Source organism: Pulveribacter suum (genome assembly GCF_003013695.1).
Taxonomy (GTDB): domain Bacteria; phylum Pseudomonadota; class Gammaproteobacteria; order Burkholderiales; family Burkholderiaceae_C; genus Melaminivora; species Melaminivora suum.
In genome coordinates this window covers 412,579-436,460 of the sequence record NZ_CP027792.1, presented here as the reverse complement: position 1 = coordinate 436,460, position 23,882 = coordinate 412,579, and the positions used below count along the sequence as shown (strand labels likewise).

21 protein-coding genes are annotated in these 23,882 nt (G+C 69.4%); 8 read left to right on the top strand and 13 right to left on the bottom strand.

The features are described 5' to 3' along the window. The first annotated feature begins 133 nt into the window (after positions 1 to 133). Positions 134 to 559, top strand: coding sequence for a PaaI family thioesterase (locus tag C7H73_RS01960; protein ID WP_106845123.1), 426 nt, complete (start codon positions 134 to 136; stop codon positions 557 to 559). 208 nt (positions 560 to 767) lie between these two features. On the opposite strand, the gene C7H73_RS01955 is transcribed toward C7H73_RS01960, so the two are convergent. Further along, entirely contained in the window at positions 768 to 1,352 is a 585-nt protein-coding gene (locus C7H73_RS01955; protein WP_106845122.1) for a cob(I)yrinic acid a,c-diamide adenosyltransferase, read from the bottom strand. Between the two features lie 236 nt (positions 1,353 to 1,588). On the opposite strand from C7H73_RS01955, the gene C7H73_RS01950 reads away from it, so the two are divergent. From C7H73_RS01950 to C7H73_RS01940, 3 genes are all read left to right on the top strand, one after another. Further along, on the top strand, positions 1,589 to 1,873 hold the full coding sequence (locus C7H73_RS01950; RefSeq protein ID WP_405124774.1) for an EF-hand domain-containing protein: 285 nt from the start codon (positions 1,589 to 1,591) through the stop codon (positions 1,871 to 1,873). A 127-nt stretch (positions 1,874 to 2,000) separates the two neighbouring features. Further along, positions 2,001 to 3,416 (top strand): FAD-binding oxidoreductase, encoded by a 1,416-nt coding sequence (locus C7H73_RS01945; RefSeq protein ID WP_106845120.1) that lies wholly within the window; start codon positions 2,001 to 2,003, stop codon positions 3,414 to 3,416. 131 nt (positions 3,417 to 3,547) lie between these two features. Then, complete coding sequence (locus C7H73_RS01940; RefSeq protein ID WP_106845119.1) at positions 3,548 to 3,961, top strand: hypothetical protein; 414 nt, start codon at positions 3,548 to 3,550, stop codon at positions 3,959 to 3,961. Positions 3,962 to 3,977: 16 nt separating this feature from the next. Here the strand turns inward: C7H73_RS01940 and C7H73_RS01935 are convergent, their stop codons facing one another. The 10 genes from C7H73_RS01935 to mnmG all read right to left on the bottom strand — a co-directional run bounded on the left by C7H73_RS01935 (position 3,978) and on the right by mnmG (position 16,682). Next, the gene (locus C7H73_RS01935) at positions 3,978 to 5,264 is read right to left on the bottom strand and encodes an MFS transporter (protein ID WP_106845118.1); all 1,287 of its coding nucleotides are present in this window, start codon (positions 5,262 to 5,264) and stop codon (positions 3,978 to 3,980) included. 162 nt (positions 5,265 to 5,426) lie between these two features. Continuing rightward, entirely contained in the window at positions 5,427 to 6,467 is a 1,041-nt protein-coding gene (locus tag C7H73_RS01930; RefSeq protein WP_106845117.1) for a peptidoglycan-binding domain-containing protein, read from the bottom strand. A 113-nt stretch (positions 6,468 to 6,580) separates the two neighbouring features. Further along, on the bottom strand, positions 6,581 to 7,390 hold the full coding sequence (locus C7H73_RS01925) for a methyltransferase domain-containing protein (RefSeq protein ID WP_227001387.1): 810 nt from the start codon (positions 7,388 to 7,390) through the stop codon (positions 6,581 to 6,583). A 59-nt stretch (positions 7,391 to 7,449) separates the two neighbouring features. Next, a complete protein-coding gene (locus tag C7H73_RS01920; RefSeq protein ID WP_106845116.1) occupies positions 7,450 to 8,391 on the bottom strand; it encodes a ParB/RepB/Spo0J family partition protein in 942 nt (313 codons plus the stop codon). A 19-nt stretch (positions 8,392 to 8,410) separates the two neighbouring features. Beyond that, the gene (locus C7H73_RS01915) at positions 8,411 to 8,995 is read right to left on the bottom strand and encodes an RBBP9/YdeN family alpha/beta hydrolase (protein ID WP_106845115.1); all 585 of its coding nucleotides are present in this window, start codon (positions 8,993 to 8,995) and stop codon (positions 8,411 to 8,413) included. Positions 8,996 to 9,175: 180 nt separating this feature from the next. Further along, positions 9,176 to 12,202 carry an IPTL-CTERM sorting domain-containing protein gene (locus C7H73_RS01910; RefSeq protein ID WP_170104802.1) on the bottom strand — a complete coding sequence of 1,009 codons (3,027 nt, stop codon included), beginning with the start codon at positions 12,200 to 12,202 and terminating at the stop codon, positions 9,176 to 9,178. A 405-nt stretch (positions 12,203 to 12,607) separates the two neighbouring features. Then, a complete protein-coding gene (locus tag C7H73_RS01905) occupies positions 12,608 to 13,378 on the bottom strand; it encodes a ParA family protein (protein ID WP_106845113.1) in 771 nt (256 codons plus the stop codon). 25 nt (positions 13,379 to 13,403) lie between these two features. Further along, positions 13,404 to 14,018 carry a LysE family translocator gene (locus C7H73_RS01900; protein ID WP_106845112.1) on the bottom strand — a complete coding sequence of 205 codons (615 nt, stop codon included), beginning with the start codon at positions 14,016 to 14,018 and terminating at the stop codon, positions 13,404 to 13,406. Positions 14,019 to 14,067: 49 nt separating this feature from the next. Next, entirely contained in the window at positions 14,068 to 14,721 is a 654-nt protein-coding gene (gene rsmG, locus C7H73_RS01895; protein WP_106845111.1) for a 16S rRNA (guanine(527)-N(7))-methyltransferase RsmG, read from the bottom strand. Further along, positions 14,718 to 16,682, bottom strand: a complete 1,965-nt coding sequence (gene mnmG, locus C7H73_RS01890) for a tRNA uridine-5-carboxymethylaminomethyl(34) synthesis enzyme MnmG (protein WP_106845110.1) — start codon at positions 16,680 to 16,682, stop codon at positions 14,718 to 14,720. The genes rsmG and mnmG overlap by 4 nt, the downstream gene beginning before the upstream one ends. 155 nt (positions 16,683 to 16,837) lie before the next feature. On the opposite strand from mnmG, the gene C7H73_RS01885 reads away from it, so the two are divergent. From C7H73_RS01885 to C7H73_RS01870, 4 genes are all read left to right on the top strand, one after another. After that, positions 16,838 to 17,422 carry an NADPH-dependent FMN reductase gene (locus tag C7H73_RS01885; RefSeq protein ID WP_106845109.1) on the top strand — a complete coding sequence of 195 codons (585 nt, stop codon included), beginning with the start codon at positions 16,838 to 16,840 and terminating at the stop codon, positions 17,420 to 17,422. Positions 17,423 to 17,492: 70 nt separating this feature from the next. Beyond that, positions 17,493 to 17,771 carry a YkgJ family cysteine cluster protein gene (locus C7H73_RS01880; protein WP_157948306.1) on the top strand — a complete coding sequence of 93 codons (279 nt, stop codon included), beginning with the start codon at positions 17,493 to 17,495 and terminating at the stop codon, positions 17,769 to 17,771. Between the two features lie 79 nt (positions 17,772 to 17,850). Beyond that, positions 17,851 to 18,459 (top strand): glutathione transferase GstA, encoded by a 609-nt coding sequence (gstA, locus tag C7H73_RS01875; RefSeq protein ID WP_106845107.1) that lies wholly within the window; start codon positions 17,851 to 17,853, stop codon positions 18,457 to 18,459. A gap of 86 nt (positions 18,460 to 18,545) precedes the next feature. Then, a complete protein-coding gene (locus tag C7H73_RS01870; RefSeq protein ID WP_106845106.1) occupies positions 18,546 to 19,667 on the top strand; it encodes an alkene reductase in 1,122 nt (373 codons plus the stop codon). Positions 19,668 to 19,769: 102 nt separating this feature from the next. Here C7H73_RS01870 and C7H73_RS01865 read toward each other — a convergent pair whose 3' ends face one another. Beyond that, positions 19,770 to 21,425: a methyl-accepting chemotaxis protein gene (locus C7H73_RS01865; RefSeq protein ID WP_106845105.1), complete on the bottom strand. Its 1,656-nt coding sequence runs from the start codon at positions 21,423 to 21,425 to the stop codon at positions 19,770 to 19,772. 112 nt (positions 21,426 to 21,537) lie between these two features. Continuing rightward, a complete protein-coding gene (locus tag C7H73_RS01860) occupies positions 21,538 to 23,787 on the bottom strand; it encodes a heavy metal translocating P-type ATPase (protein WP_106845104.1) in 2,250 nt (749 codons plus the stop codon). Positions 23,788 to 23,882: the final 95 nt, after the last annotated feature.

The following is a 23,882-nucleotide window of genomic DNA, read 5'->3' as shown; positions in this document are numbered from 1 at the left end:
ATGGGTGCCCGCAGCGCGCCGCAGGTGGGCAGATTCTACGAACGCCCCGCCCGCGCCCCAGTCGCGCACGCGCTATGCGTCCGTGCGCGCTCGTTGCGTGCGCATTTTTCGTCCCTGCTTTCCCTGCCTTGCCATGACCTTCTGGACCCAACCCATCACCGTCGAGCAGCTCAACGCCATGAGCGCCAACACCGCCGTGTCCCACCTGGGCATCGAGTTCACCGAAGTGGGCGAGGACTGGCTGCGCGCCCGCGTGCCGGTGGACGAGCGCACCCGCCAGCCCTACGGCTTGCTGCATGGCGGGGTGAGCGTGACGCTGGCCGAGACCATGGGCTCGGTGGGCGCGGCCTGCTCCTGCCCCGCGGGCCACCGCGCCGTGGGCCTGGAGATCAACGCCAACCACCTGCGCGCCGCCACCAGTGGCTGGGTGACGGGCACAGCGCGGGCGCTGCACCGCGGGCGCACCACGCAGGTCTGGCAGATCGAGATGGTCAACGACGCGGGCGAACCCACGTGCGTGTCGCGGATCACCATGGCCATCCTCAGACCCACCCCCTGAGCGCCTGCAGCGCTTCCTCCTTCTCTGGCGCGCGCTGAAAGCGCGCTGGGAAGGGGACGACGCCACCGGGCCGGCGAAGCCGGACCCGCGGCGCCTGCTGGCGGGGTGGCGGGCTGCTGCGCAGGCACCCGGGGGGACCTGGGGCGCCGGTGCTGGCTTTTAGGTGTTTTTGGGCTTTGGCGCTTGTGGGGCAAGCGCTGGCAGCTATCTATTCAGTAGCGTCCTGCTGGCGCGCCAGGCGGGTACTGGACCAGTACACCTCCTCGCCCACCGAACCGTCGGGGCGGTGGCGGTTGAGGATGCGCGAGAGCACGAACAGCAGGTCGGACAGGCGGTTCAGGTACTGGCGCGGCGTGGCGCGCATAGCCTCGCCCTCCTGCAGCGCCACCACGGCGCGCTCGGCGCGGCGCGCCACGGTGCGGCACACGTGCGCCTGGGCGGCGGCGCGGGTGCCGGCAGGCAGGATGAACTCCTCAAGCCGCGGCAGCTGGGCGTTGTAGTGCGCCAGGGCCTGGTCCAGTTGGGCCAACGCGTCGTCCTTGAGCAGCTCGTAGCCCGGGATGGACAGCTCGCCCCCCAGGTTAAACAGCTGGTGCTGCACGTCGATCAGCAACTCGCGCACGTCCTGCGGCAGGCTCTCGCACAGCAGCAGGCCGATGTGCGAGTTGAGCTCGTCCACATCGCCCAGGGCGTGCGGCCGGGCGCTGTTTTTGGACACCCGCGTGTTGTTGCCCAGGCCGGTGGTGCCGTCGTCGCCCGTGCGTGTGGCGATCTGTGTCAGTCGGTTACCCATGTGCGTTGTCCTTCCTGCCTGTCAGAGGCAGCTGGCCATTGTGCGTTACAAGTTCCCGGCCCATTGGCGACAGGGGAAACAGCGGGCAAAAGTGCTGGCCCCGGCCTGGCATGCTGCGATGCAATGAGGCCTTGTTCCACTCCTGCTCTTCGGAGATCGAATCGATGCCTCAAACGACGCGACGCCACCTCCCCTCCTTCGATGCTCGCAGCGTGATGCTGTTTGCAGCGCTGAGCATGGGAGGCGCACTGGCCCACGCCCAGCCGCCCGCCCCTGCGCCTTCGGCCCAGATCGGTCCCAGCGCGCCCACGGCCACCCCCACCTTCGGGCCGGGCACTGCCGCAGCGCCCGCATCCACCACGGCCAGCGCCTTCGAGCGCGCCGACACCAACCGCGACGGCCAGCTGAGCGCGGCCGAGGCCGCCCAGCTGCCTGCCATCGGCAACCGTTTCAAGCAGCTGGACAAGGACCACAACGGCAGCCTGTCGCGCGCCGAGTTCGAGGCCGGCGACAAGCCCTGACGCCGGGGGAATGGGTCGCCCCGCCTGCGCTGTACTCCAGGGCGCGGGCGGGGCTTTTTTGCGCCCCGGCCGGGCCCCACCCCCACCCTAGAATGCAAGGCTTGTCCCTTGCTGCCTGGAGCCTGCCATGAATGCGCCCACCTCCGCCCATCACCTGCAGCCTGCGCGCGACGTGCCGCCTGCCCTGCTGCAGGCGCTGGCTGCGCGCTTTGGCACGCAGTACTCCACCGCGCAGGCGGTGCGCGAGCAGCACGGCCGCGACGAGGGCTCCATCAGCGCCCCGCCGCCGGCCGCCGTGGTCTTTGCCGAGAGCACGCAGGACGTGCAGGACGCCATCGGCCTGGCCGCGCAGCACGGCGTGCCGGTCATCCCCTATGGCGCCGGTTCGTCGCTGGAGGGCCACCTGCTGGCCGTGCAAGGCGGCATCAGCCTGGATGTGGGCCGCATGCACCAGGTGCTGGCCATCGACGCCGACGACCTCACGGTCACGGTGCAGCCGGGCATCACGCGCAAGCAGCTCAACGAAGCCATCAAGCACACGGGCCTGTTCTTTCCCATCGACCCGGGCGCGGACGCCAGCATCGGCGGCATGGCCGCCACGCGCGCCAGCGGCACCAACGCCGTGCGCTACGGCACCATGCGCGAGAACGTGCTGGCGCTGCAGGTCGTCACCGCCAGCGGCGAGGCCATCCGCACCGGCACCCGCGCCCGAAAGAGCAGCGCCGGCTACGACCTGACGCGGCTGATGGTGGGCAGCGAGGGCACGCTGGGCGTGTTCACTGAAGTGACCCTGCGCATCTACCCGCTGCCCGAGGCGGTGAGCGCGGCCATCTGCTCGTTTCCCAGCATCGAGGCCGCCGTGCGCACCGTCATCCAGACCATCCAGCTGGGCGTGCCGATTGCCCGCGTGGAGCTGATCGACGCCAACAGCGTGCGCGTGGTCAACGCCCACAGCAAGCTGGGCCTGCGCGAGGAACCCATGCTGCTGATGGAGTTCCACGGCTCGCCCGCCGGCGTGCAGGAGCAGGCCGAGACCGTGCAGCAGATCGCCCAGGACTGGGGCGGCAACGCATTCGAGTGGGCCACCACGCCCGAGGAGCGCACGCGGCTGTGGGCGGCGCGGCACAACGCCTACTTCGCCGCCGTGCAGAGCCGCCCGGGCTGCAAGGCCATCAGCACCGACACCTGCGTGCCCATCAGCCGCCTGGCCGACTGCCTGCTGGATTCGGTCGCCGAGGCCGACGCCAGCGGCATCCCGTACTTTCTCGTCGGCCACGTGGGCGACGGCAACTTCCACTTCGGCTACCTGCTGGACCCGAACCGGCCGGAAGAGCGCGAAACGGCCGAGCGGTTGAACCGCCAGCTCGTCGCCCGCGCCCTGGACATGCAGGGCACCTGCACCGGCGAGCACGGCGTGGGCATCCACAAGATGGGCTTTCTGGTGGACGAGGCCGGCGCGGGCGCGGTGGAGATGATGCGCGCCATCAAGCGGGCGCTGGACCCCCACAACATCCTGAACCCGGGCAAGATCTTCACGCTGTGAAAACGCCAGCCTGCTATTGATCGGATAGCTGCCAGCGCTTTGCCAGCAAGGGCCAGGGGCCCATTCAGCCCTGACCCCCAAAGGCGCTCAAAAAGGCCCGCCCAACGGCTCGCCCCGACCCGGCCACCACCATGCACGCCCCTGCCCTCGCCCTCGGCGCACTGTTCAGCGCCACGGCCGCCATCGCACACCTGGCGTGCATCGCCATCGGCGCGCCTGCATATCGCGTCATGGGCGCGGGCGAGCGGATGGCGCGCGCCGCCCAGGCCGGCAGGCTGCAGCCGGCCCTGGTCACCCTGGCCGTGGCGGCCATGCTGTCGGCCTGGGCGGGCTATGCCGTGTCGGGCGCGGGCGTGGTCGGGCCTTGGCCGTTCACCCGGCCGGCGTTGGTGCTCATCACTGTCCTGTACCTGGCGCGAGGGCTGGCGTTTGCCCTGCTCAAGCCCCTCTTCCCGGGCAATTCGGCCACCTTCTGGTGGATCTCCTCGGGCCTGTGCCTGCTCATCGGGCTGGTACACCTGTATGGGTTGCTGGCCGCGCCGTAGCCGGCCTGCTCGCACGCTAGGCCGCGGCCGGCACGGCGCGCCGGCGCGCCGCCACGCCCACGCCGACGAAGCCGGCGGACACCACGCTCAGCGCCAGCGCCGTGGCCGAGCCGTAGAAGATGGCGGCGTTCATGCCGGCGTCCAGCAAGGCGCCGAACACCGGCGCGGCCAGGCTGAAGCCTAAGTCCAGCCCCGAATACACCGTGCCGTACACCCGGCCCGTGGCGCCCGGCGGGGCGGCGCGCTTGATCAGCATGTCGCGCGAGGGCCCGGCAATGCCGATGCCCGCACCGGCCAGCGCCGCCACCCCCAGCGCCACCATGCCCGGCAGCAGCCCTGAGCCCACCAGCACCAGCAGCGCCGCCGAGGCCAGCAGGCAGACGCTGATGGTCTTTTCCAGCCGCTGCACGCGCCCCACCAGAAAGCCGCCCAGCACCATGCCGGCGGCGCCGCACAGCATGTAGCCGGTGACCACCAGTGCCGTGGTGGTCAGCGGGATGCCGTAGAGCTGTTGCAGCGCCGGGCCGGCAAAGCTCTGGATGGCGCTGAGCGAGCAGGTGCTCCAGAAGAAGAACGAAAAGCACAGCCACACGGCCGGTAGCCGCAGGAAGGCCAGCGGGTGCTCGGGCACCGCGTCCGCCGCGCCGGCAGCGGCCGGCTGCACGCCGCGCGCGCCGTGGCGGTCGTCCAGCGCATCGCGGTGGATGACCATGATGGCCAGCACCACCAGCGCCAGCACCGCCCCGCTGGCGCAGGCCACGCGCCAGGAACCCGCGGCCGTGGCGATGCCGGCCATGAAAATAGGCGCCGCGGCCCAGCCCAGGTTGCCCGAGATGCCGTGCACCGAAAAGCCGTGGCCCAGGCGCTGGGCCGACACGCGCTTGTTCAAGATGGTGAAGTCCACCGGGTGGAAGGGCGCGTTGCCCAGCCCGGCCAGCACCGCCGCCGCCACCAGGCCGGCGTAGCCGCTGGCGCTGGCGGCCGTCAGGCCGGCGGTGGCAAAGCACGCCAGCGCGAAGAACAGCACCGGCCGCGCACCCACCCGGTCCACGAGAAAGCCCGCCAGCGCCTGCCCCACGCCCGAGACCACGAAGAACACCGACAGCAGCAGCCCCAGCTCGGAGTAGGAAAAGCCGAACTCCGCGATCAGGAACGGAAACAGCGGCGGCAGCAGCATGTGAAAGAAGTGCGAGGAGCCATGGGCCAGCCCGATCAGGCCGATGGTGCGCGCGTCCTCGCGCAGCGAGGAGGTGGACGGAGACGGGGCGGCTGCCGGGGCGCCCGCGGGGGAGGAGGGTTGCATGGCGCCATCTTAGGCACGGCCGCCGGTGCGCGCCGGCTGCATGCCAAAAGCCCTCCAAACACTTGCCAGTCAAGCGTAGACAGCTACTAATTCAATAGCAGAAAACAAAACGCCAGCGCGGCCGTGAGCCGCGCTGGCGTTTCTTTCAGAGGCGCTGCGGGATCAGCGCGAGAGCGCGCCCGCCGTGGCGGTGTCCAGGCGGCCGGTGGCGGGCAGGCCCTGGGCCTGCTGGAATTCGCGCAGCGCCTTGGCCGTCTTCGGGCCTGCGGAGCCGTCGGGCGTGCCGACGTTGTAGCCCAGCGCATTCAGACGCTCCTGCGCCTCGCGCACGGACATGGCTGCGCCCGCCTTGGTTTGCGTCGGAGCCGCGCCGCCATCCACCCCCAGGCGGCCGCCGCCGCCCAGGCCCTGGCCCTGCACGCTTTGCGCGCGGTAGCTGCGCAGGGCCACGACCATCTGGTTGTACGCGTCCATGAACGCGGCGGTGAGCACCTTGCCCTGCGCCGTGTTCTGGTAGCCGCCCAGGCCGCCGGCGCCGGCGCCGCCAAACAGGCCGCCGAAGCCGGCAAAGTCGGTCTTGGAGGCGCTGCCCTCGGAGGCCGCCACCTGCACGCCCGAGCGGTGGTCCACCAGCGTCAGCATGGCGCTGGCCTCGCGCGTCTTCATGCTGCCGCCAATGGCCGCCAGCGCACGGCCGCGGCCGCCGCCGATCAGCCCGCCCAGGGCGGCGCCCATGCCGCCCGCGTCGTCGTTGGAGAACACGATCTCCGGCGACAGGCCGTAGTCGGAGGCGACCATCTGGCCCTTGCCGAAGTTGCTGCCGCCGCGCATCTCGCCCGAACCCATGAGCTGGCGCTCGCGGTCCATGGCGCGCATGCCGGCCGCGCCGCGCTCGACCACGACGAAGCAGTTGGACTGCTGGATCAGCAGGCGCAGCAGATTGGAGGTCGGCGGCAGCTTGTACTCGTTGCGCAGGATGGTGTACCAGCCGGCGTCCTGGTTTTCCACCAGCGAGATGGTGCCCAGGGGCGACTGGCAGCGCTCGAGCTGGCCGCTTTCGCCCGCGGCGCTGCCGCCAGCGGCCGCGCCGGTGGCCACGGTCTTGGACTCGGCGCTGCCCATCTTCATGTTGGTGGTCTCGCAGCCGGTGAGCGCGAGCGCTGCGCAGGCAGCGGCCAGCAGCGTCAGGGTTGTACGGGTCATGGCTCCTTACCTCTCTCTTTCTCTGTATCGTCGGTGAAATGGATGGACGCGGGCAGCGCGGCGATGGGGTTGCAGTTGCGCTGCCCCAGCGCCGCAGCCGGCGGCGCGAAATCCTAGCAGCGACCGTGCGAACGCAACTCTTTCTTGCAGTTTGTTTCCTGTGGCGTTGCTTGCGCGGCCACCCGCTGGCGCAGCGGCAGCCGGTACAGCCACACCGGCTGCCTGCGCGGCGCCGCGCCGGGCAGCTGCGCGTGGGGCTGCACGCCCGCGATGGGAAAGTCCAGGCTGACCAGCCAGGCGCCGGACGCCATCTCTGCCTGTGCCTTGGCGGCCGCGCGCGCCATGCTTTCGGGCCGCTGAAAAAGATACACCAGCTGGCAGCCGCTCCAGTCCGCCGCCCAGAGGTCGCCCCGGCGCACCCGCGCGAAGCGGCAGCGCAGCCGGCAGGCCAGGGCCAGCGGCCAGCTCCACTCGATGCCCTCCAGCTGCGCGCCCGGATAGGCCTGGCGCAGCGCCAGCAGGCCGTCGCCCAGGCCGCAGCCCGCATCCAGCACGCGCGCGCCGGCGGGCAGCGGCGCGGCCTGCGCCAGGCCGGCCAGGGCGCCGCGCGGCGTGGGGAAGACCGGCGCGTCGCGCCAGGCATGCACCGGGTACAGCAGCAAGAGCAGGCCCAGCGGCAGCAGCCAGGCCCAGGCCGGCAGCGCGGCCGTGCCCGACAGCAGCAGCGACAGCGGAAAGCCCAGCGCGATCAGCGCACGGCGCCACCAGGCGTCGCCCCACAGGCTGGCCGCGGCGCCCACGGCGCTGGCCAGCAGCAGAGCCGACAGCGGCCCCAGCAGCGGGCGGGCGGCGGCATGCACCAGCCACGCCGCGGCCCAAGCCAGCACGGCGGGCAGGGGCCAGCGCAGGCGCAAGCGGGGCATGGGGGCGCGAGGGGGACGCGAGTTGGGGCGGATGGGCTGGGCGGCGTGCGCTGCCGGCGTCAGTCCTGCGCGGCGCCGCTGCCGCGCAGGCGCTCGATCAGGCCATTCAAGGCCTCCAGCGAGCCGAACTGGATGGCCAGTTCGCCCATCTGCTCGGTGCGCCCGCCGCGCTTGGCGCGTTGGGTGATACGCACCTCGACCTGGGCGGTGAGCAGGTCGGACAGCTCTTCCTCCACCCGGCGCAGGTCGCGCGGCTTGTCCTTGTCCTTGCGCGCTGCGCCGCCCGCGGCGTCGGCGGCGGGCGCGGCGAGCTTTTTCACCATCCCCTCGGCCTCGCGCACGGACATTTTCTTGGCCGCGATCTGGTGCGCGGCCGTGATCTGCTGGGCGCGCTCCAGCGCCAGCAGGGCGCGCGCGTGGCCCATGTCCAGGTCGCCCGCCATCAGCATGGTCTGCACCGGGTCGGCCAGGTTGAGCAGGCGCAGCAGGTTGCTGGCGGCGCTGCGCGAGCGGCCCACGGCCTGCGCGGCCTGCTCGTGCGTCAGGCCGAACTCGCGCGTCAGGCGCTGCAGGCCCTGAGCCTCTTCCAGCGGGTTCAGGTCCTCGCGCTGGATGTTCTCGATCAGGGCCATGGCGGCGGCGGCCTCGTCGGGCACGTCGCGCACCAGCACCGGCACTTCGGCCAAGCCGGCCAGTTTGGCGGCGCGAAAGCGGCGCTCGCCGGCGATGATCTCGTAGCGGCCGGCGTTCTCGCCTGCAGCCAGGCGGCGCACCAGGATGGGCTGCATGATGCCCTGCGCACGGATGCTCTCGGCCAGCTCGTACAGCGCGCCCTCGTCCATGCGCGTGCGCGGCTGGTAGATGCCGGGCACCAGCTGCTCGAGCGCCAGCGCGTGAGGCAGGCTTTGGGCAGCACCGGTCTGCGCCGGCGGCTCGACGACCTTGGGGCCGAGCAGCGCTTCGAGCCCTCGGCCCAGGCCCTTGGGTTTCTTGGTGGCCATCGTCGTGTCTTTCTTTTCGTCAAAAAGGGGCGCGAACGCCCGTGCCGCTGCCGCGGCCATCGCTGCTGCCCTCGGCCAGCGCGTGCAGCAGCGCCCGCCCCTGCGGCCACAGGCCCAGGGCAGATTCGGCATTGATGTGCCCGCGCTCGCCCAGGTCGATGAAGCGCGCGCCCCAGTCCGCCGCCAGCGCCTGTGCGCGTGCGAAGCTGCAGTAGGGATCGTTGCGGCTGCCTACCAGCACGGCGGGAAACGGCAGACTTTGGCGCGCAATGGGCGCCCAACCGGGGATCTGCGCGGCCAGGTCGGGCTGCTCCACATCGCCCGGCGCCACCAGCAGCGCGCCGCGCACCTTGTGCGCATGGCGCGTGTGCGCCGCCCACCAGGCCGTGAGGACGCAGCCCAGGCTGTGCGCGGCCAGCACCACGGGGCCGGGTGCGTCAGCCACCACCTCCTCCAGCCGCGCCGACCAGTCGCCGCGCTTCGGGCGCATCCAGTCGTGCTGCTGCACGCGCCGGTCGCCGTACGCCTGCTCCCACTCGGTCTGCCAGTGGCCTTCGGTGGAGTTCTGCCAGCCGGGCAGGAGGAGCACTTCGGGGCGGGTCATTGCTACTGATTCAGGAGCTAGTGGCGCTTGATGGGTGGGCGCTGTAGGCCGATTTCATTGAAACTTTCAAGACGTATTCTGCCCTAGCCCACAAAACACACCGCCGCCGCGACGCCCTGGGGGCGTGGCGGCGGCGATGCGGATCGGTCGGTCAGCGCCAGGGGGGCGCTGACGGCTGCCTTAGCTGCGGCGGCCAGATGGCAGCGGCATGCGGCGCAGGGCGAAGGCGGCCAGCAGCATGGACAGGGCGATCAGGGCCCATTCGGAGAGGGTGGGGATGGAGGTCGTCCCACCAGGCCCCGCCACACATCCTGTGGTAACGGGATCCGTATCGCTTGCCGTGTCGTTGGCAGCATTGGCATCCACCAGCGCAGGGGCCTGCACCGGCAACTTCACCGTTGCCGTGTTGGTCAGCGGCCCCGCGGCGGCGGCATCCACCGAGGCGGTAATGGTATAGACCAGCTTCCCTCCCTTGGGCAGGGACACCGTCTCGTTCAGGGCTCCGCTGCCAGTCATCGCTGATGGCACGGCGCCGCCCGTAGCCATTACCGTCCAGTTGCCATAGGTGATGCCCGCGGGCGGCATGTTGACAAGACTCGCCCCGCCCACGTCCGCGCCGCCGGGGTTGGTCACCGTCACGACGTAGGTGGTAGTGCTGCCAGCGCAGATGCCATTGGCATTGTTGGTGATGGCTACTGCCAGATCAAGGCCAACAGGGGCGCCGCTGGCGTCCTTGGCCGGCACCTGGATCGTGGCCTGCGCCGGGCCCGTGTTGGTCATGCCCGAGGGCCAGCCAGGGAATGGATCGGTGGTGATGTTGCCGGCCGGTATGACGTTGATCAGATTACCCACGGCATTGCCGGTGACCACCACCGTCAGCGTACAGACGGCACCCGGCTCAATGTCCGCCCCGGTCAAGGTGAGAACGGAGGCCCCGGCAGTGGGAGCGAACGTAGGGGTCGCTCCGCAACTGGGAGACGCGCTGGCCGCAGGTGCTGGCGCCACTTTCATCCCGAACGGCAAATTGTCCGTGAGCGTCACGCCAGTCTGCTTGGGGGTGCCGTCAACGTTGCTGATTTCTATGGTCAGCGTCGACGTCTCTCCCATCTTGCTCAGCAAAATGGGGTCGAAGCGCTTGCTCAGGCCCAGCGTCGCCACCTTGGCATCAAGCGTCAGCGTGCCGCTGCCAGTGGTCTCGTTTTGCACGCCTCCGGCTGCCACCACCGCTCCGGCCGCGAGGCTGTTGGTGTAGCTTCCCGCCGCATCCTGATCAGCCTCGAACCCCACCACGATGGCGCAGCTGCCCGCGGCGCCCGTGATGGTGCCGCCGGTCAGCGTGATGTGCCCGGCGGCTCCGGCGGTTTGCGGCGTGATGTTCACCGTGCCGCCGCAGGTGTTGGACAGCGGTGTGGTGTTCACGGTCAGCGGCGCTCCAGCGGCTGGAAAAGCGTCGTCAAAGGCCAGACTCGTGAATTCCGCGGCGCCGGTGGCGCGGTTGATCTTGATCGTCAGTGCCGAAGACACCGCATGATCCTTGGTGGCGATCGTGGCGGGCATGAACGTCTTGTTGACCGACAGCGCCGGGCCCACGGTCACATTGGCCCAATCGACGCCTGCCCAGGTGTGCGGCGTTCCAGAGATGACGCCGGTCAGGGCATTGAGCGTGCCGCTACCGATCCGGTTCTCGAACGACGTCCGTGCCGCATTGGCGGCCACCGTCACCGGTACCTCGACCTCGCAAGTGCCGCCGGCAGCGATAGTGGCGCCAGAAAGCGCAATGCTGGTGCCGGAGGCGGTCAGCGTGCCGCCGCAAAGTCCTGCTGGTGAGGCAAAGCCCGATGCCACCGAAAACCCAGCTCCCATGCTGGCCAGATTATCGGAGAAAGCAACACCCGTTGCCGGATTACTGCTGCCGTTGCGCAGCGTGACGATCAGGTCGAAGGTTTCGGTCTGCACGACGTTCAGGGTGCGCGTTTGTGTACCAGCCGTTTTTGCAAACCGCTTGGTTGCACTCAGACCACCACTGCCGTTGCCCGGACCCGTGGGGTTCGGGTTGACGATGATTTGATCGCCCAGGATGTTCGGGACCACACCGCCACCAAAGCTTACCGCGCCACCACCAGGCGCGGTAAACGTACCCGGTGCGTTGTTGGCCGTAATAGGGCCAGTCCCCGTATTGTGGCCAGTGAAGTTCACCGTGAAGGAGCAGCCGGAATCCGGCGCGAGCGCGGCATTGCTCAAGGTCACGGCTGCAGCGGTAAACGTGGGCGTCACTCCATTGCAGGTGCCACTGATCCCCGTCACCGTGATGCCCGCCGGAACGGTATCGGTAAAGCTGATACCCGTCAGCGGTGTGAGGTTGTGGTTGGTCACCCTGAGCGTGAAGGATGATGCGCTGCCATGGGTGACCGGGTCGTCGGCGAAGCGCTTTTGGATCTGCGCACCCGTGCGAACGTTCACGTTGGCACTGAAATCGCCGCCTGCATTGGCAGTGTTGCCGCTGCTGTCGGTGGCGCTGACGTTGCTGCCGGTGATTTTGTTTTCCGCCGTCATGCTCAAGAACGCCGTCGGGTTGGCGGGCGTCACGTTGAAGCTGAACGTGCAACTGGTATTCGGCCCTATCGTGCCAGCGGTCAGGCTCGCGGTGTTGGTGGGGCCATCCCACGCTGTGGCACCTGCGCCGCAAGTCGTCGCCAGGTTGGACGGCGTGGCGATCGTCAACTGCGGGGGCAGCCCGTCGCTGGCTTGCAGGGCGGAGAAATTCAGGTTGTTTGGATTGGTGATGGTGACGGTCACCTTCGCCGTCTCGCCGCCACGCAAGGTGTTCTTGTCGAACGTCTTGGCGCCGACCAGGGGCTTGACGCCGTTGACGACCAGGGAGACCGAAGAGGCATCGGGGTTTGAGCCATTGGAGGATGCCAATGCATTCGCGGCAATGTCGCTGGGGTAAGTACCCGATGCAGCGGATCTCACATTAGCCGTGATCTCGCAGGTGCTGCCTGCGGGAACCGTACCGCCCGAGAGCTCAAGGTGCGCCGTGGGCGTGCCGGAATTCACGATGGCGAGAGACCCAAGGGGCACACAGGTGGAGATGACATTGCTCACGGTCAAGCCCGCCAAAGGCACGGTCAAATTGGTCCCTGTCGCCGCACTGGCATTGGCGGTGTTGTTCAAGATGACCTTGACCAGGGCCGTCTGGTTGGTCACGAGAGTGGTTGGGCTGAAGCTGTGCACCAACGGAACAGCCGCCCAGGCGGATGCGCCCGCCATGCCCAACAGGGGCGCGGCCAGCACGGTCGCCCAAACATGGGACTTGAGTGACCTGCCCCTTGGAGCGGAAGAGGGCGGAGCAGGCGATATGGCGGCTGCACGCGAAAGCAGATGTTTTGGCATGACTCAGACTTTCTTTAGGAAAGTTCCGAAGTCCCATGGCCGAGAACAGGCCGTTAACTCCGGAGGAAGAATGCAACTGCAGTAACCGCAGGTTGCGACCCGGCCGAGTCTAAGTAGCGACACCTAAAAACCGCTTACTTTTCCCTCACAAGCCCTACACAAAACGTAATTGTTTGCAATTGAAGGGGTTTTCGCGCCCTTTGGAGCCAGTTGGTGCCCTCACATCCGTTGGATGCGCCCCACCATCTCCTGCGCGAACTCGACGAAGGCCCGGCTGCCGCGTGCGTTGGCGTCAAAAACCACCCCTGGCAGCCCATAGCTCGGCGCCTCCGCCAGCCGCACGTTGCGCGGGATCACCGTGTCGAACACTTTGTCCCCAAAGTGCTCTTTGAGCTGCTCGCTGACCTGCTGCTGCAGCGTGATGCGCGGGTCGAACATGACGCGCAGCAGGCCGATGATCTGCAGGTCCGGGTTCAAGTTGGCATGCACCTGCTTGATGGTGTTGACCAGGTCCGTGAGCCCTTCCAGCGCGAAGTATTCGCACTGCATCGGCACGATGACGCCGTGCGCGGCGCACAGGCCGTTCAGGGTCAGCAGGCTGAGGGCCGGGGGGCAGTCGATCAGCACGAAGTCGTAGTCGCCGTCCACCTCCGCCAGGGCGCCCTTCAGGCGCTTTTCGCGCTGCTCCAGTTGCACCAGCTCGACCTCGGCGCCGGCCAGCTCGCGGTTGGCACCCAGGACCTGGTAGCCGCCGGGTTCGGACAACACGGCCGCGTCGCGCACGCCGGCTTCGCCCAGGAGCACGTCGTAGATGGTGAGCGCCAGCGCGCGCTTGTCCACGCCCGAGCCCATGGTGGCGTTGCCCTGCGGGTCCAGGTCCACCAGCAGCACGCGCTGGCCTATTTTTGCCAGGCCGGCGGCCAGGTTGACGGTAGTGGTGGTCTTGCCGACCCCGCCCTTTTGGTTGGCGACACAGAAAATCTTGGCCATGCAATGCAGTGGTGCGCGCAGCGCGCTAGTTGGAGACGGCCAGCTTGATGCCGAAGCCGATGAGAAAGGTGCCGACCAAGCGCTCCAGCGCCTGGGCGATGCGCGGGCTGGCACGCATGCGCTCAGCCAGGTGGTGCGTGAGCAGTACGACGACGAGGCTGTAGATAAAAGTGAGCAGCGCGATGGTCGTCGCCATCACGCCGAACGTCAGCAGGCCCTGGTGGCGCGCCGGGTCCACGAACAGCGGGAAGAAGGCCATGTAGAACACGATGGCCTTGGGATTGAGCAGCGTGATGACCGCGCCCTGCTGGAAGTACCGGCGCGGCTCCAGGCGCAGCACGGGCGCGTCGCCCGGCTTGGCGGTGAGCATCTTGAAGCCCATCCAGGCGAGATAGGCCGCGCCCAGCCACTGCACGGCATGGAAGGCCGCCGGCATGGAGGCCAGCAGCGCCGCGACCCCCGCCACGGCCGCCCACATCAGCACCTGGTCGGCGGCGATCACGCCGGCTGCGGCCAGCAGCCCGGCGCGCACGCCTCCCTTGCCGGTGGAGGTGACCAACGCCAGGTTTCCCGGGCCGGGGATCGCCAGGAACATGACGATGGCAGCGACGAAGGCGCCGTAATCAGCGATGCCGAACATGGTGGGCCAGCCTCAGAATTGAAGCTGGCAAGTGTACGCGGCCAGCCGCTCAGACCGGGCGAAGCCAGACGATGCAGCGCTCAGCTTGCAGACCAGGCACGTTCAGCTGTTCCACGTGAAACACCTGGACATCGGCTGGCAACGCATCGATCTCTTCCTGTGGGTGCTTGCCCTTCATGGCCAGCCAGACGCCATCCACTGCGATGGCGGCACGCGACCCCCCTATGAAATCCGACAGCGAGGCAAAAGCGCGGCAGCTGACCACGTCATACGGCCCCTGCAGCGATTCGACTCGCGCGTGAATACCGCGCAGATTGGGCAGCTGCAGCGTGGCCGCCACCTGCTGGATGAAGGCCGCCTTCTTGGCCACCGTATCCACGCAGTGCACCTGCACCCCCGGGCAGCAGATGGCAAACACCACCCCGGGCAGGCCGCCGCCGGAGCCCACGTCCAGCAGCCGCGCGCCGGCGCCCTGCCCTGCCAACCCGCTCAGGTGGCGGCGCAGGGGGGCGACGGCAGCCAGGCTGTCCAGCAGGTGGTGGGTCAGCATCTCCTGCGGATCGCGCACGGCCGTCAGGTTGTAGACCTTGTTCCACTTGCGCAGCAGCTCCAAAAAGTCCAGCAGCTGCTGGTGCTGTGCATCGGTCAGTTCCAGGCCCAGGGCCTGGGTGCCTGCGCGGAGGCTGGTTGCCAGGTCGCTCATGCCGCGCTCTCCAGCTCGGCCGGGGCAAAGCCCTGGAAGCCGCCCTTTTTCAGATGCACCAGCAGCAGCGAGATAGCCGCCGGGGTGACGCCCGAGATGCGCGACGCCTGGCCCAGGGTTTCCGGCCGGTGCTTTTGCAGCTTCTGCCGCACCTCGATGGACAGAGCGGCCACCTGCATGTAGTCCAGCTCGGGCGGCAGGCGCAGCTTCTCGAAGTGCGCGGCGCGCTGCACTTCGTCTTTCTGGCGGTCGATGTAGCCGGAGTATTTGGCGGCGATCTCCACCTGCTCCACCACGCTGTCCGCCAGGGCACCCAATGTTTCACGTGAAACTGCCGCGCTGGCGTGTTTGCCGCCGTCCAGGCTCATCAGGCTGGCGTAGTCCACATCGGGGCGGCGCAGCAGGTCGAACAGGTTGTATTCGTGCTCGATGGCCTTGCCCAGCACGCGCTGGCTTTCTTCCGCAGGCAGGTTGCGCGGGTTGACCCAGGTGGCCTTCAGGCGCTGCGTCTCTGCCGCCACGGCGTCGCGCTTGCGGCTGAACAGCTCCCAGCGCGCGTCATCCACCAGCCCCAGGCGCCGGCCGGCCTCCGTCAGCCGCATGTCCGCGTTGTCCTCGCGCAGCTGCAGGCGGAACTCGGCGCGGCTGGTGAACATGCGATACGGCTCGGTCACGCCGCGGGTGACCAGATCGTCCACCAGCACACCCACATACGCCTCGTCGCGGGCGGGCAGCCAGGGCGAATCACCCCGGCATTGCAGCGCGGCGTTGACCCCGGCGAACAGGCCCTGGGCGGCGGCTTCTTCGTAGCCCGTGGTGCCATTGATCTGGCCGGCAAAGAACAGGCCCCGGATCTGCTTCGTCTCGAAGCTGCTCTTGAGCGAGCGCGGATCGAAATAGTCGTACTCGATGGCATAGCCCGGCCGCAGGATGTGCGCGTTCTCCAGCCCGCGCATGCTGCGCACCAGCGCCAGCTGAATATCGAACGGCAGGCTGGTGGAGATGCCGTTGGGATAGATCTCGTGGGTGGTCAGGCCCTCGGGCTCCAGAAAGATCTGGTGGCTTTCCTTGTCGGCAAAGCGGTTGATCTTGTCCTCGACGCTGGGGCAGTAGCGCGGCCCTACCCCTTCGATCTTGCCGGTGAACATGGGGCTGCGGTCAAAGCCCGAGCGGATGATCTCGTGCGTGCGCGCGTTGGTGTGCGTGATCCAGCACGGCACCTGGCGCGGGTGCATGGCACGCGAGCCCATGAAGCTGAATACCGGCACCTCGCCCTCGTTGACGCCACCGGGCATGCCGTCGCCGGGCTGCTGCTCGCACTGCGAAAAGTCGATGCTGCGCCCGTCAAGGCGCGGCGGCGTCCCGGTCTTCAGCCGGCCCTGGGGCAACTGCAGCTCCTTCAGGCGCGCCGACAGGCTCACGGCCGGCGGGTCGCCCGCACGGCCGGCGGCGTAGTTTTGCAGGCCGACGTGGATGCGCCCGTCCAGGAAGGTGCCGGCCGTCAGCACCACCGTGCGGCTGCGAAACTGCAGGCCGATCTGCGTGACGGCGCCGACCACACGGTCGCCCTCCACCATCAGGTCATCCACCGCCTGCTGGAACAGGCTCAGGTTGGGCTGGTTCTCCAGCATGCGGCGGATGGCCGCCTTGTACAGCACCCGGTCGGCCTGCGCCCGCGTGGCACGCACGGCCGGGCCCTTGCTGCTGTTGAGGATGCGAAATTGGATGCCCGCCTCGTCGGTGGCCAGCGCCATAGCGCCGCCCAGCGCGTCCACCTCTTTCACCAGGTGGCCCTTGCCGATGCCGCCGATGCTGGGGTTGCAGCTCATCTGGCCCAGCGTCTCGATGTTGTGGGTCAGCAGCAGGGTCTGGCAGCCCATGCGCGCGGCGGCAAGGGCGGCCTCGGTGCCGGCGTGGCCACCGCCGACGACGATGACGTCAAATTCCTGGGGATACAGCATGGGCAGGCGAGAAGGTGCGAAGGGGCCGGCAAATGCCGGGAAAACCCGCGATTTTCCCACCTTTGGCAAAAGGACGTGCGGCGTATGGGCAGGCCTGTTTCACGTGAAACGCGGTGCAGGATTCCTGAGCGGCGCCTGTGCTTCAATCGCCCTCCATGAAACTCCTCGTCTTCGCGGGCAGCACCCGCCAGCAATCATTCAACCGCCGCCTGGCCGCCGTGGCCGCGGGCATCGGGCAAGAACTGGGCGCCCAGGCCACGCTGCTGGAGCTCGGCGACTACGACATCCCCCTGTACCACGCCGAGCTGGAGGCGCGCGGCACGCCGCCCGACGTGATCCGCCTGAAGGAGGCCATGGACGCCCACCCGGCCTGGATCGTCTGCTCGCCCGAATACAACGGCAGCTACACCGGCTTGCTCAAGAACGCACTGGACTGGGCGTCCAGCCCCGTGGCCGGGCACCCGGTGTGGGCCGACGGCGCGCGGCCCTTTGGCGGCAAGGTGGTGGGCATGCTCAGCGCGTCCAACGGCGCCCTGGGCGGGCTGCGATCGCAAAGCCACCTGGCGCCGCTGCTCATCAACCTGGGCTGCTGGCTGGCGCCGCGCCAGTACGCGCTGGCGCGCGCAGCCAGCGCGTTCGACGAGCAGGGCCAGCTGGCTGACAGCGCAGCGCGCGAGCAGGTGCAGGCCGTGGTGCAGCAGGTGCTGTGGGCGGCCGGCCGGCTGCATGGCGCTGCTTGAGTATCTGCGTCAAAATGGGCTCCAGCCCTTATCCATCAAGCGTTGGCAGCTATCAAAAAAGTAGTGCCTGATGGACTGCCGCCCACACTGCGGCGCCTGCTGCATCGCGCCCTCCATCAGCTCGCCCATCCCCGGCATGCCGCACGGCAAGCCGGCCGGGGTGCGCTGCGTGCAGCTGGGCGATCAGGACCGCTGCCTGCTGTTCGGCCAGCCCACGCGCCCGCCGGTGTGCGCGTCGCTGCGGCCCCACCCCGGCCTGTGCGGCGCCAGCCGGGCCGAGGCGCTGGCGCACATTGCCTGGATGGAGCGCGCCACCGCCCCGCCGCTGCCGCCCAAAGACCCTGCCTGACAGACGGCTTGCCGAGCCCCTAGCATGTGGCTTGCCTTCTCAACCCACCCCTGTCAAGCAAGAAAAAAGGACGTTCCGCATGAAGCTGTACTACTCCCCCGGCGCCTGCTCGCTGTCTCCGCACATCGTGCTGCACGAAGCGGGCCTGGCCTACACCCCCGTGCTGGCCAGCACCAAAAGCCACAAGCTGCAGGACGGCACCGACTTCTACACCATCAACCCGCTGGGCTATGTGCCCGTGCTGGAGCTGGACGACGGCACGCGCCTGCGCGAAGGCCCGGCCATCGTGCAATACCTGGCTGACCAGGCGCCGCACAAGAACCTGGCGCCGGCCAACGGCACGCTGCCGCGCTACCGCCTGCAGCAGTGGCTGAATTTCATCAGCACCGAGATCCACAAGGGCTTCTCGCCCCTGTTCAAGCCCAATACGCCCGAGGACTACAAGCCGATCGCGCGCGAACACCTGTCCAGCCGCCTGGGGTGGATCGATGGCGAGCTGGACGGCAAGGACTACCTGATGGGCGAGCACTTCAGCGTGGCCGACGCCTACCTGTTCACAGTGACCAACTGGGCACAGCACGTGGGCCTGGACATCTCGCACCTGAAGCACCTCGCCGCCTACCGCGAACGCGTTGCCGCCCGCCCGGGCGTGCAGGCCGCGATGAAGGCCGAGGGTCTGCTCAAGTAAGCAGCAGCGGCTTCCAACTCCTGCGCACGGGCCGGCTCCACCGGCCCGTTGCCGTTTCGCTTTTCCAGCAAAGAAGGCTTTTTCGCATGACCACCTTGTTCGACCCCCTGCAGGCCGGTGCCCTGCACTTGGCCAACCGCATCGCCATGGCGCCGCTCACGCGCAACCGCGCGCCCCACGCCACGCCCGGCGAGCTGAACGCCACCTACTACCGCCAGCGCGCCAGTGCCGGCCTGCTGATCTCCGAAGGCACCGCCATCAGCCACCAGGCCCAGGGCTACGCCGACGTGCCCGGCCTGTACGGCAGCGAGCAGCTCGATGGCTGGAAGCGCGTGACTGACGCGGTGCATGAGGCCGGCGGCACCATCGTCTGCCAGCTGTGGCACGTGGGCCGGGTGTCGCACGACAGCCTGCAGCCGGATGGCGGCGCGCCCGTGGCGCCCTCGGCCGTCACGGCCCACAGCAAGACCTATCTGATCGACCCGGACAGCGGCAAGGGCGGCTTTCAGCCCACCTCGGCACCTCGCGCGCTGCAGGCCGAGGAGCTGCCCGGCATCGTCCACACCTTTGCCGCCGCGGCGCGCAACGCGGTGCAGACCGCGGGCTTTGACGGCGTGGAGATCCATGGCGCCAACGGCTACCTGCTCGACCAGTTTCTGAAGACCGGCGCCAACCAGCGCCAGGACGACTACGGCGGCAGCATCGAAAACCGCGCCCGCCTGACGCTGGAGGTGACGCGCGCCGTGGCCGACGCCGTGGGCGCGGGCCGCACCGGCCTGCGCCTGTCGCCCGTCACCCCGGCCAACGACATCGTGGACGCGGACCCGCAGCCCCTGTACGAGTACCTGGCGCGCCAGCTGGCGCCGCTCAATCTCGCCTTTATCCACGTCATCGAGGGCTCCACCGGCGGGCCGCGCGACGTGGAGGGCCGGCCGTTTGACTACGACGCCTTCAAGGCCGCCTACCGCAGCGCCGGGGGCCAGGGCGCGTGGATCGTCAACAACGGCTACGACGGCGATAGGGCCGCCCAGGCCGTGGCCAGCGGCCGGGCGGACGCCGTGGCCTTCGGGCGCGACTTCATCTCCAACCCCGATCTGGTGGAGCGCCTGCGCACCGGCGCGCCCCTGAACGCTTCGGACCGTGCCACCTACTACGGCGGCGGCGCGCACGGCTACACCGACTACCCGGCCCTGAACGGCCAGGGCTGAAACAGCAAGGGGCGCCACGGCGCCCCTTTTTTTTGGCTTCAAGCCAAATCGGCCTGCAGCGCCCGCCGGGCAAGCGCCAGCAGCTACTGAATCAATAGCGCATCAGCCTTGCAGCCGCAGCGCGCCCGGGGGCAGGGCCTGCAGGGCCGGTGCAGCGGCGGGGGCCGTGCCGTGCAAGCCGGCGTGGCCGTCCTCGTCGGCCAGGCGGAACTGCTGCACCACCAGCGACAGCCGCGCCGCCTGCTCGCGCAGCGACTCGGCCGCGGCGGCGCTTTCTTCCACCAGCGCGGCGTTTTGCTGCGTCATGCGGTCGATCTCGCCCACGGAGCCGTTGACCTGGCCGATGCCGGCGGACTGCTCGGCGGCGGCGGAGTTGATCTCGCCAATGATGTCCGTCACGCGCTGCACGCTGCCCACGATCTCCTGCATGGCGCGGCCGGCGTCCTCCACCTGGCGCACGCCGCCGTCCACGGCGGCCACGCTGGCGCCGATCAGCTGCTTGATCTCGCTGGCCGCGGCGGCGCTGCGCTGCGCCAGGCTGCGCACCTCGCCGGCCACCACGGCAAAGCCCCGGCCCTGCTCGCCGGCGCGCGCGGCCTCGACAGCCGCGTTCAGCGCCAGGATGTTGGTCTGAAAGGCGATGGAGTCGATCAGCCCGATGATGTCGCCGATCTTGCGGCTGGAGCTGGCGATGCCCTGCATGCTGGTCACCGCCTGGGCCACCACGCCGCCGCCGCGCGTGGCGATGCCTGAGGCCGAGGTGACCAGCTGGTTGGCCACCTGCGAGGACGAGGCCGTCTGCTGCACCGTGGCCGTCAGCTGCGACAGCGAGGCCACCGCTTCCTGCGCGTTGCTGGCCGTCTGCTCGGTGCGGGCCGACAGGTCCTGGTTGCCGGTGGCAATCTCCTGGCTGGCGGTGGCAATGGAGCCGCTGGCCTCGCGCACCTGGGCGACCAGGCCGGACAGGCCCTGCTGCATCTCCACCAGGGTGCGCTGCAGATCGGCTGCCTCGTCGCGGCCCTGCACCTGCACGCGCTGCGACAGATCGCCCCCGGCGATGGCCTGCGCCATGGCGCGGGCGGCCTGCAGCGGGCGGCAGATGGAGACCATGTTCAGCAAGGTGAGCGGCACCACCACCACCACGGCAATGATCACCGCCAGGATGAACAGCCACTTGGTCTGCTCGGCGATGCGGTTCTGCCCGTCGATGGCGGCCTGCACCTGGCCGGCCAGCTGGCGCTCGAGCTGCTGGATCTGGGCATTGGCATTAGCAAACTGCTCCACGGCGCGCTCGCTCATGCGGTTGGCGATGGTGGCGGTGTCGTAGCCGCCGTCCTCCAGCTGCTGCGACACGCTCTGGAACTGCTTGCGGTAGGCCTGCAGGTATTCGCCCGCCTCGCGGGCTTGGGACCGTTCTTCCTCAGGCAGCACGCGGGCAAATTCCTCCATCACGCGCAGGCCAGCGTCCAGGGCGCTGTCCCACTGGCCCTTGGCCAGGCGCACCTGGTCGGGCTTTTCGTAGTTGATGATCATGTCCTTCTCGTACTGGCGCACCTGGCCCAGGTCGCCGCGCAGCTGGCCCAGCAGCGCCACGGCCGCGTGCGACTGGTCGATGAAGGCCTGGCTTTGCGCGTGGATGCGCAGCATGCCCATCATCCCGGCGCTGCCCAGCAGCGCCAGCAGCGCCATCACCACGGCGATGGCGCCAATCATGCGGGTGCGGATGGTGAAGGCCCGCATCAGTGCGTAGAAGTTCATGTCCCTGTCTCTCGGGGCGCCCCTTCCCGCGGAATGCGGAAGGCAGGGCGCCTTAAGTTGCAACAAAAAGTTGCAGTGTACGAGACCCGGCGTTTGTGTGTTTGCAAATTCCTCAACCGCGCCAGCGCTTCAATAGCAGGGCGTTGGTCATCACGCTGACCGAGCTCAGCGCCATGGCGGCGCCGGCCATCACCGGGCTCAGGTAGCCCAGCGCCGCCAGCGGAATGCCGGCCACGTTGTAGATGAAGGCCCAGAACAGGTTCTGGCGGATCTTGGCCACCGTGCGGCGCGAGATGTCCAGCGCCGCCGCCACCAAGTGCGGCTCGCCGCGCATCAGGGTGATGCCGGCCGCGTGCATGGCCACATCCGTGCCATCGCCCATGGCCAGGCCGACGTCGGCAGCGGCCAGGGCCGGCGCGTCGTTCACGCCGTCGCCCACCATGGCCACCACCTGCGGGCCCTTGCCGTCGGCGCCGCCCTGCTGCAGCCGGCGCACCGCGTCGGCCTTGCCGCCGGGCAACACCTCGGCCAAGACGTCGCCGGCATCCGGGTCCAGCCCCAGGCGGCGGGCCATGGCGTTGGCCGCGCCCCGGTTGTCGCCGGAGATCATCACGCAGCGCACGCCGCGCGCCTTCAGCTCGGCCAGCGCCTCTCGCACGCCGGGCTTGGGCTCGTCACCAAAGGCCAGCAGGGCGCGCACGGCTACGGCCCCCCCTGCCTGCCGCTCGGCCAGGGCCGAGACGGTGGCGCCGCCCTGCTGCAGCGCATCGGCCTGCGCCTGCAGCGGGCCCAGGCTGGCGCCCAGCTCCTGCATCCAGCGCAGGCTGCCCACCCGCCAGTCGCGGCCCTGGGCGCGGCCTTCGGTGCCGCGGCCGGGCACGGCGCGCACGTCCTGCGGCTCGGGGGCGGCCAGGCCGCGCTCGCTGGCGGCCTGCACCACGGCGCGGGCCAGCGGGTGCTCGCTGCCGGCCTGCACGCTGGCCACGGCCGCCAGCAGGCCAGCCTCATCGCCCCCTGGTTCCACGTGAAACGCCGTCAGCCGCGGGCGGCCCAGGGTCAGCGTGCCAGTCTTGTCAAAAGCCACGGTAGTCACGCGGTGGGCTGTTTCCAGCGCCTCGGCGTCCTTGATCAGCACGCCGTGCTGCGCCGCCACGCCGGTGCCGGCCATGATGGCCGCCGGCGTGGCCAGGCCCAGGGCGCAGGGGCAGGCGATGACCAGCACCGCCACGGCGTGGATCAGCGCGCTCTCCAGCCCCGCGCCGCTCCACAGCCAGCCGGCCAGGGTGGCCAGGGCGATCACCAGCACCACCGGCACGAAGACGGCGGCCACCTTGTCCACCAGGCGCTGGATGGGCGCCTTGGCGGCCTGCGCGTCTTCCACCAGGCGGATGATGCGCGAGAGCACCGTTTCGCTGCCCACGGCCGTCACCTGCATGACGATGCGCCCCTCGCCGTTGATGGAGCCGCCCGTCAGCCGCCCGCCGGCTTCGCGCGGCACCGGCAGCGGCTCGCCCGTCAGCATGGATTCGTCCACCTGCGTGTGGCCCTCCAGCACCTTGCCGTCCAGCGCAATGCGCTCGCCCGGGCGCACCACCAGCCGGTCGCCCACCATGATCTCGGCGATCGGCACGTCCACCTCGCCCTCGCGCCCGACCAGGCGCGCAACCTGGGGGCGCAGCGCGTGCAGCGCCCGGATGGCCGCCGTGGTCTGGCGCTTGGCCCGCGCCTCCAGCCACTTGCCCAGCAGCACCAGCGTGATGACCACGGCCGAGGCCTCGAAGTACAGGTGCGGCGCGTGGCCGTCGGGCGCCGTGGCCCACAGCCACAGCGACAGCCCGTAGCCGGCGCTGGTGCCCAGGGCCACCAGCAGGTCCATGTTGCCTGTCAGGGCCTTGGCCGCATGCCAACCAGCCTTGTAGAAGCGCGCACCCAGGATGAACTGCACCGGCGTGGCCAGCAGGAACTGGATCCAGGCGGGCAGCATCCAATGCTGGCCGAACAGGTCGCCCAGCATGGGCAGCACCAACGGCGCCGACAGCAGCAGGCCCGCGGCCACCGGCGCAAAACCGGCCCAGGGCAAGTCGCTGCCCTCCTGCGGCGGCCCCTGCTGCGGCGCGCGCGGCTCGTAGCCGGCGTTGCGGATGGCGCGGCTGGCCTGGGCCGACATGTCCGGATGCTGCTGGCCGTCGTAGGTCAGATGCACCGACTCGGTGGCCAGGTTCACGGCGGCATCCTGCACGCCCGGCAGCTTGCGCAGGGCGCGCTCTACGCGCGAGACGCAGCTGGCGCAGGTCATGCCGCCCACGCCCAGGTCGAGCGCGGCGGCGGCGGAGGCCGTTTGGGGGGCGGTGGTATCGGTCATGGCGCCACCTTAAACCTTGACAGCATGGCAAAGTCAAGCACTGCCGGTGCGCTTGACATTGCCATCGTGTCAGGCTTCATCATGGGCCCGTCACC

Coding starts and splice junctions, on each gene's coding strand:
- C7H73_RS01960 (WP_106845123.1), top strand. CDS start 134: ATGACCTTCTGGACCCAACCCATCACCGTCGAGCAGCTCAACGCCATG.
- C7H73_RS01955 (WP_106845122.1), bottom strand. CDS start 1,352: ATGGGTAACCGACTGACACAGATCGCCACACGCACGGGCGACGACGGC.
- C7H73_RS01950 (WP_405124774.1), top strand. CDS start 1,589: ATGGGAGGCGCACTGGCCCACGCCCAGCCGCCCGCCCCTGCGCCTTCG.
- C7H73_RS01945 (WP_106845120.1), top strand. CDS start 2,001: ATGAATGCGCCCACCTCCGCCCATCACCTGCAGCCTGCGCGCGACGTG.
- C7H73_RS01940 (WP_106845119.1), top strand. CDS start 3,548: ATGCACGCCCCTGCCCTCGCCCTCGGCGCACTGTTCAGCGCCACGGCC.
- C7H73_RS01935 (WP_106845118.1), bottom strand. CDS start 5,264: ATGCAACCCTCCTCCCCCGCGGGCGCCCCGGCAGCCGCCCCGTCTCCG.
- C7H73_RS01930 (WP_106845117.1), bottom strand. CDS start 6,467: ATGACCCGTACAACCCTGACGCTGCTGGCCGCTGCCTGCGCAGCGCTC.
- C7H73_RS01925 (WP_227001387.1), bottom strand. CDS start 7,390: ATGCCCCGCTTGCGCCTGCGCTGGCCCCTGCCCGCCGTGCTGGCTTGG.
- C7H73_RS01920 (WP_106845116.1), bottom strand. CDS start 8,391: ATGGCCACCAAGAAACCCAAGGGCCTGGGCCGAGGGCTCGAAGCGCTG.
- C7H73_RS01915 (WP_106845115.1), bottom strand. CDS start 8,995: ATGACCCGCCCCGAAGTGCTCCTCCTGCCCGGCTGGCAGAACTCCACC.
- C7H73_RS01905 (WP_106845113.1), bottom strand. CDS start 13,378: ATGGCCAAGATTTTCTGTGTCGCCAACCAAAAGGGCGGGGTCGGCAAG.
- C7H73_RS01900 (WP_106845112.1), bottom strand. CDS start 14,018: ATGTTCGGCATCGCTGATTACGGCGCCTTCGTCGCTGCCATCGTCATG.
- rsmG (WP_106845111.1), bottom strand. CDS start 14,721: ATGAGCGACCTGGCAACCAGCCTCCGCGCAGGCACCCAGGCCCTGGGC.
- mnmG (WP_106845110.1), bottom strand. CDS start 16,682: ATGCTGTATCCCCAGGAATTTGACGTCATCGTCGTCGGCGGTGGCCAC.
- C7H73_RS01885 (WP_106845109.1), top strand. CDS start 16,838: ATGAAACTCCTCGTCTTCGCGGGCAGCACCCGCCAGCAATCATTCAAC.
- C7H73_RS01880 (WP_157948306.1), top strand. CDS start 17,493: ATGGACTGCCGCCCACACTGCGGCGCCTGCTGCATCGCGCCCTCCATC.
- gstA (WP_106845107.1), top strand. CDS start 17,851: ATGAAGCTGTACTACTCCCCCGGCGCCTGCTCGCTGTCTCCGCACATC.
- C7H73_RS01870 (WP_106845106.1), top strand. CDS start 18,546: ATGACCACCTTGTTCGACCCCCTGCAGGCCGGTGCCCTGCACTTGGCC.
- C7H73_RS01865 (WP_106845105.1), bottom strand. CDS start 21,425: ATGAACTTCTACGCACTGATGCGGGCCTTCACCATCCGCACCCGCATG.
- C7H73_RS01860 (WP_106845104.1), bottom strand. CDS start 23,787: ATGACCGATACCACCGCCCCCCAAACGGCCTCCGCCGCCGCCGCGCTC.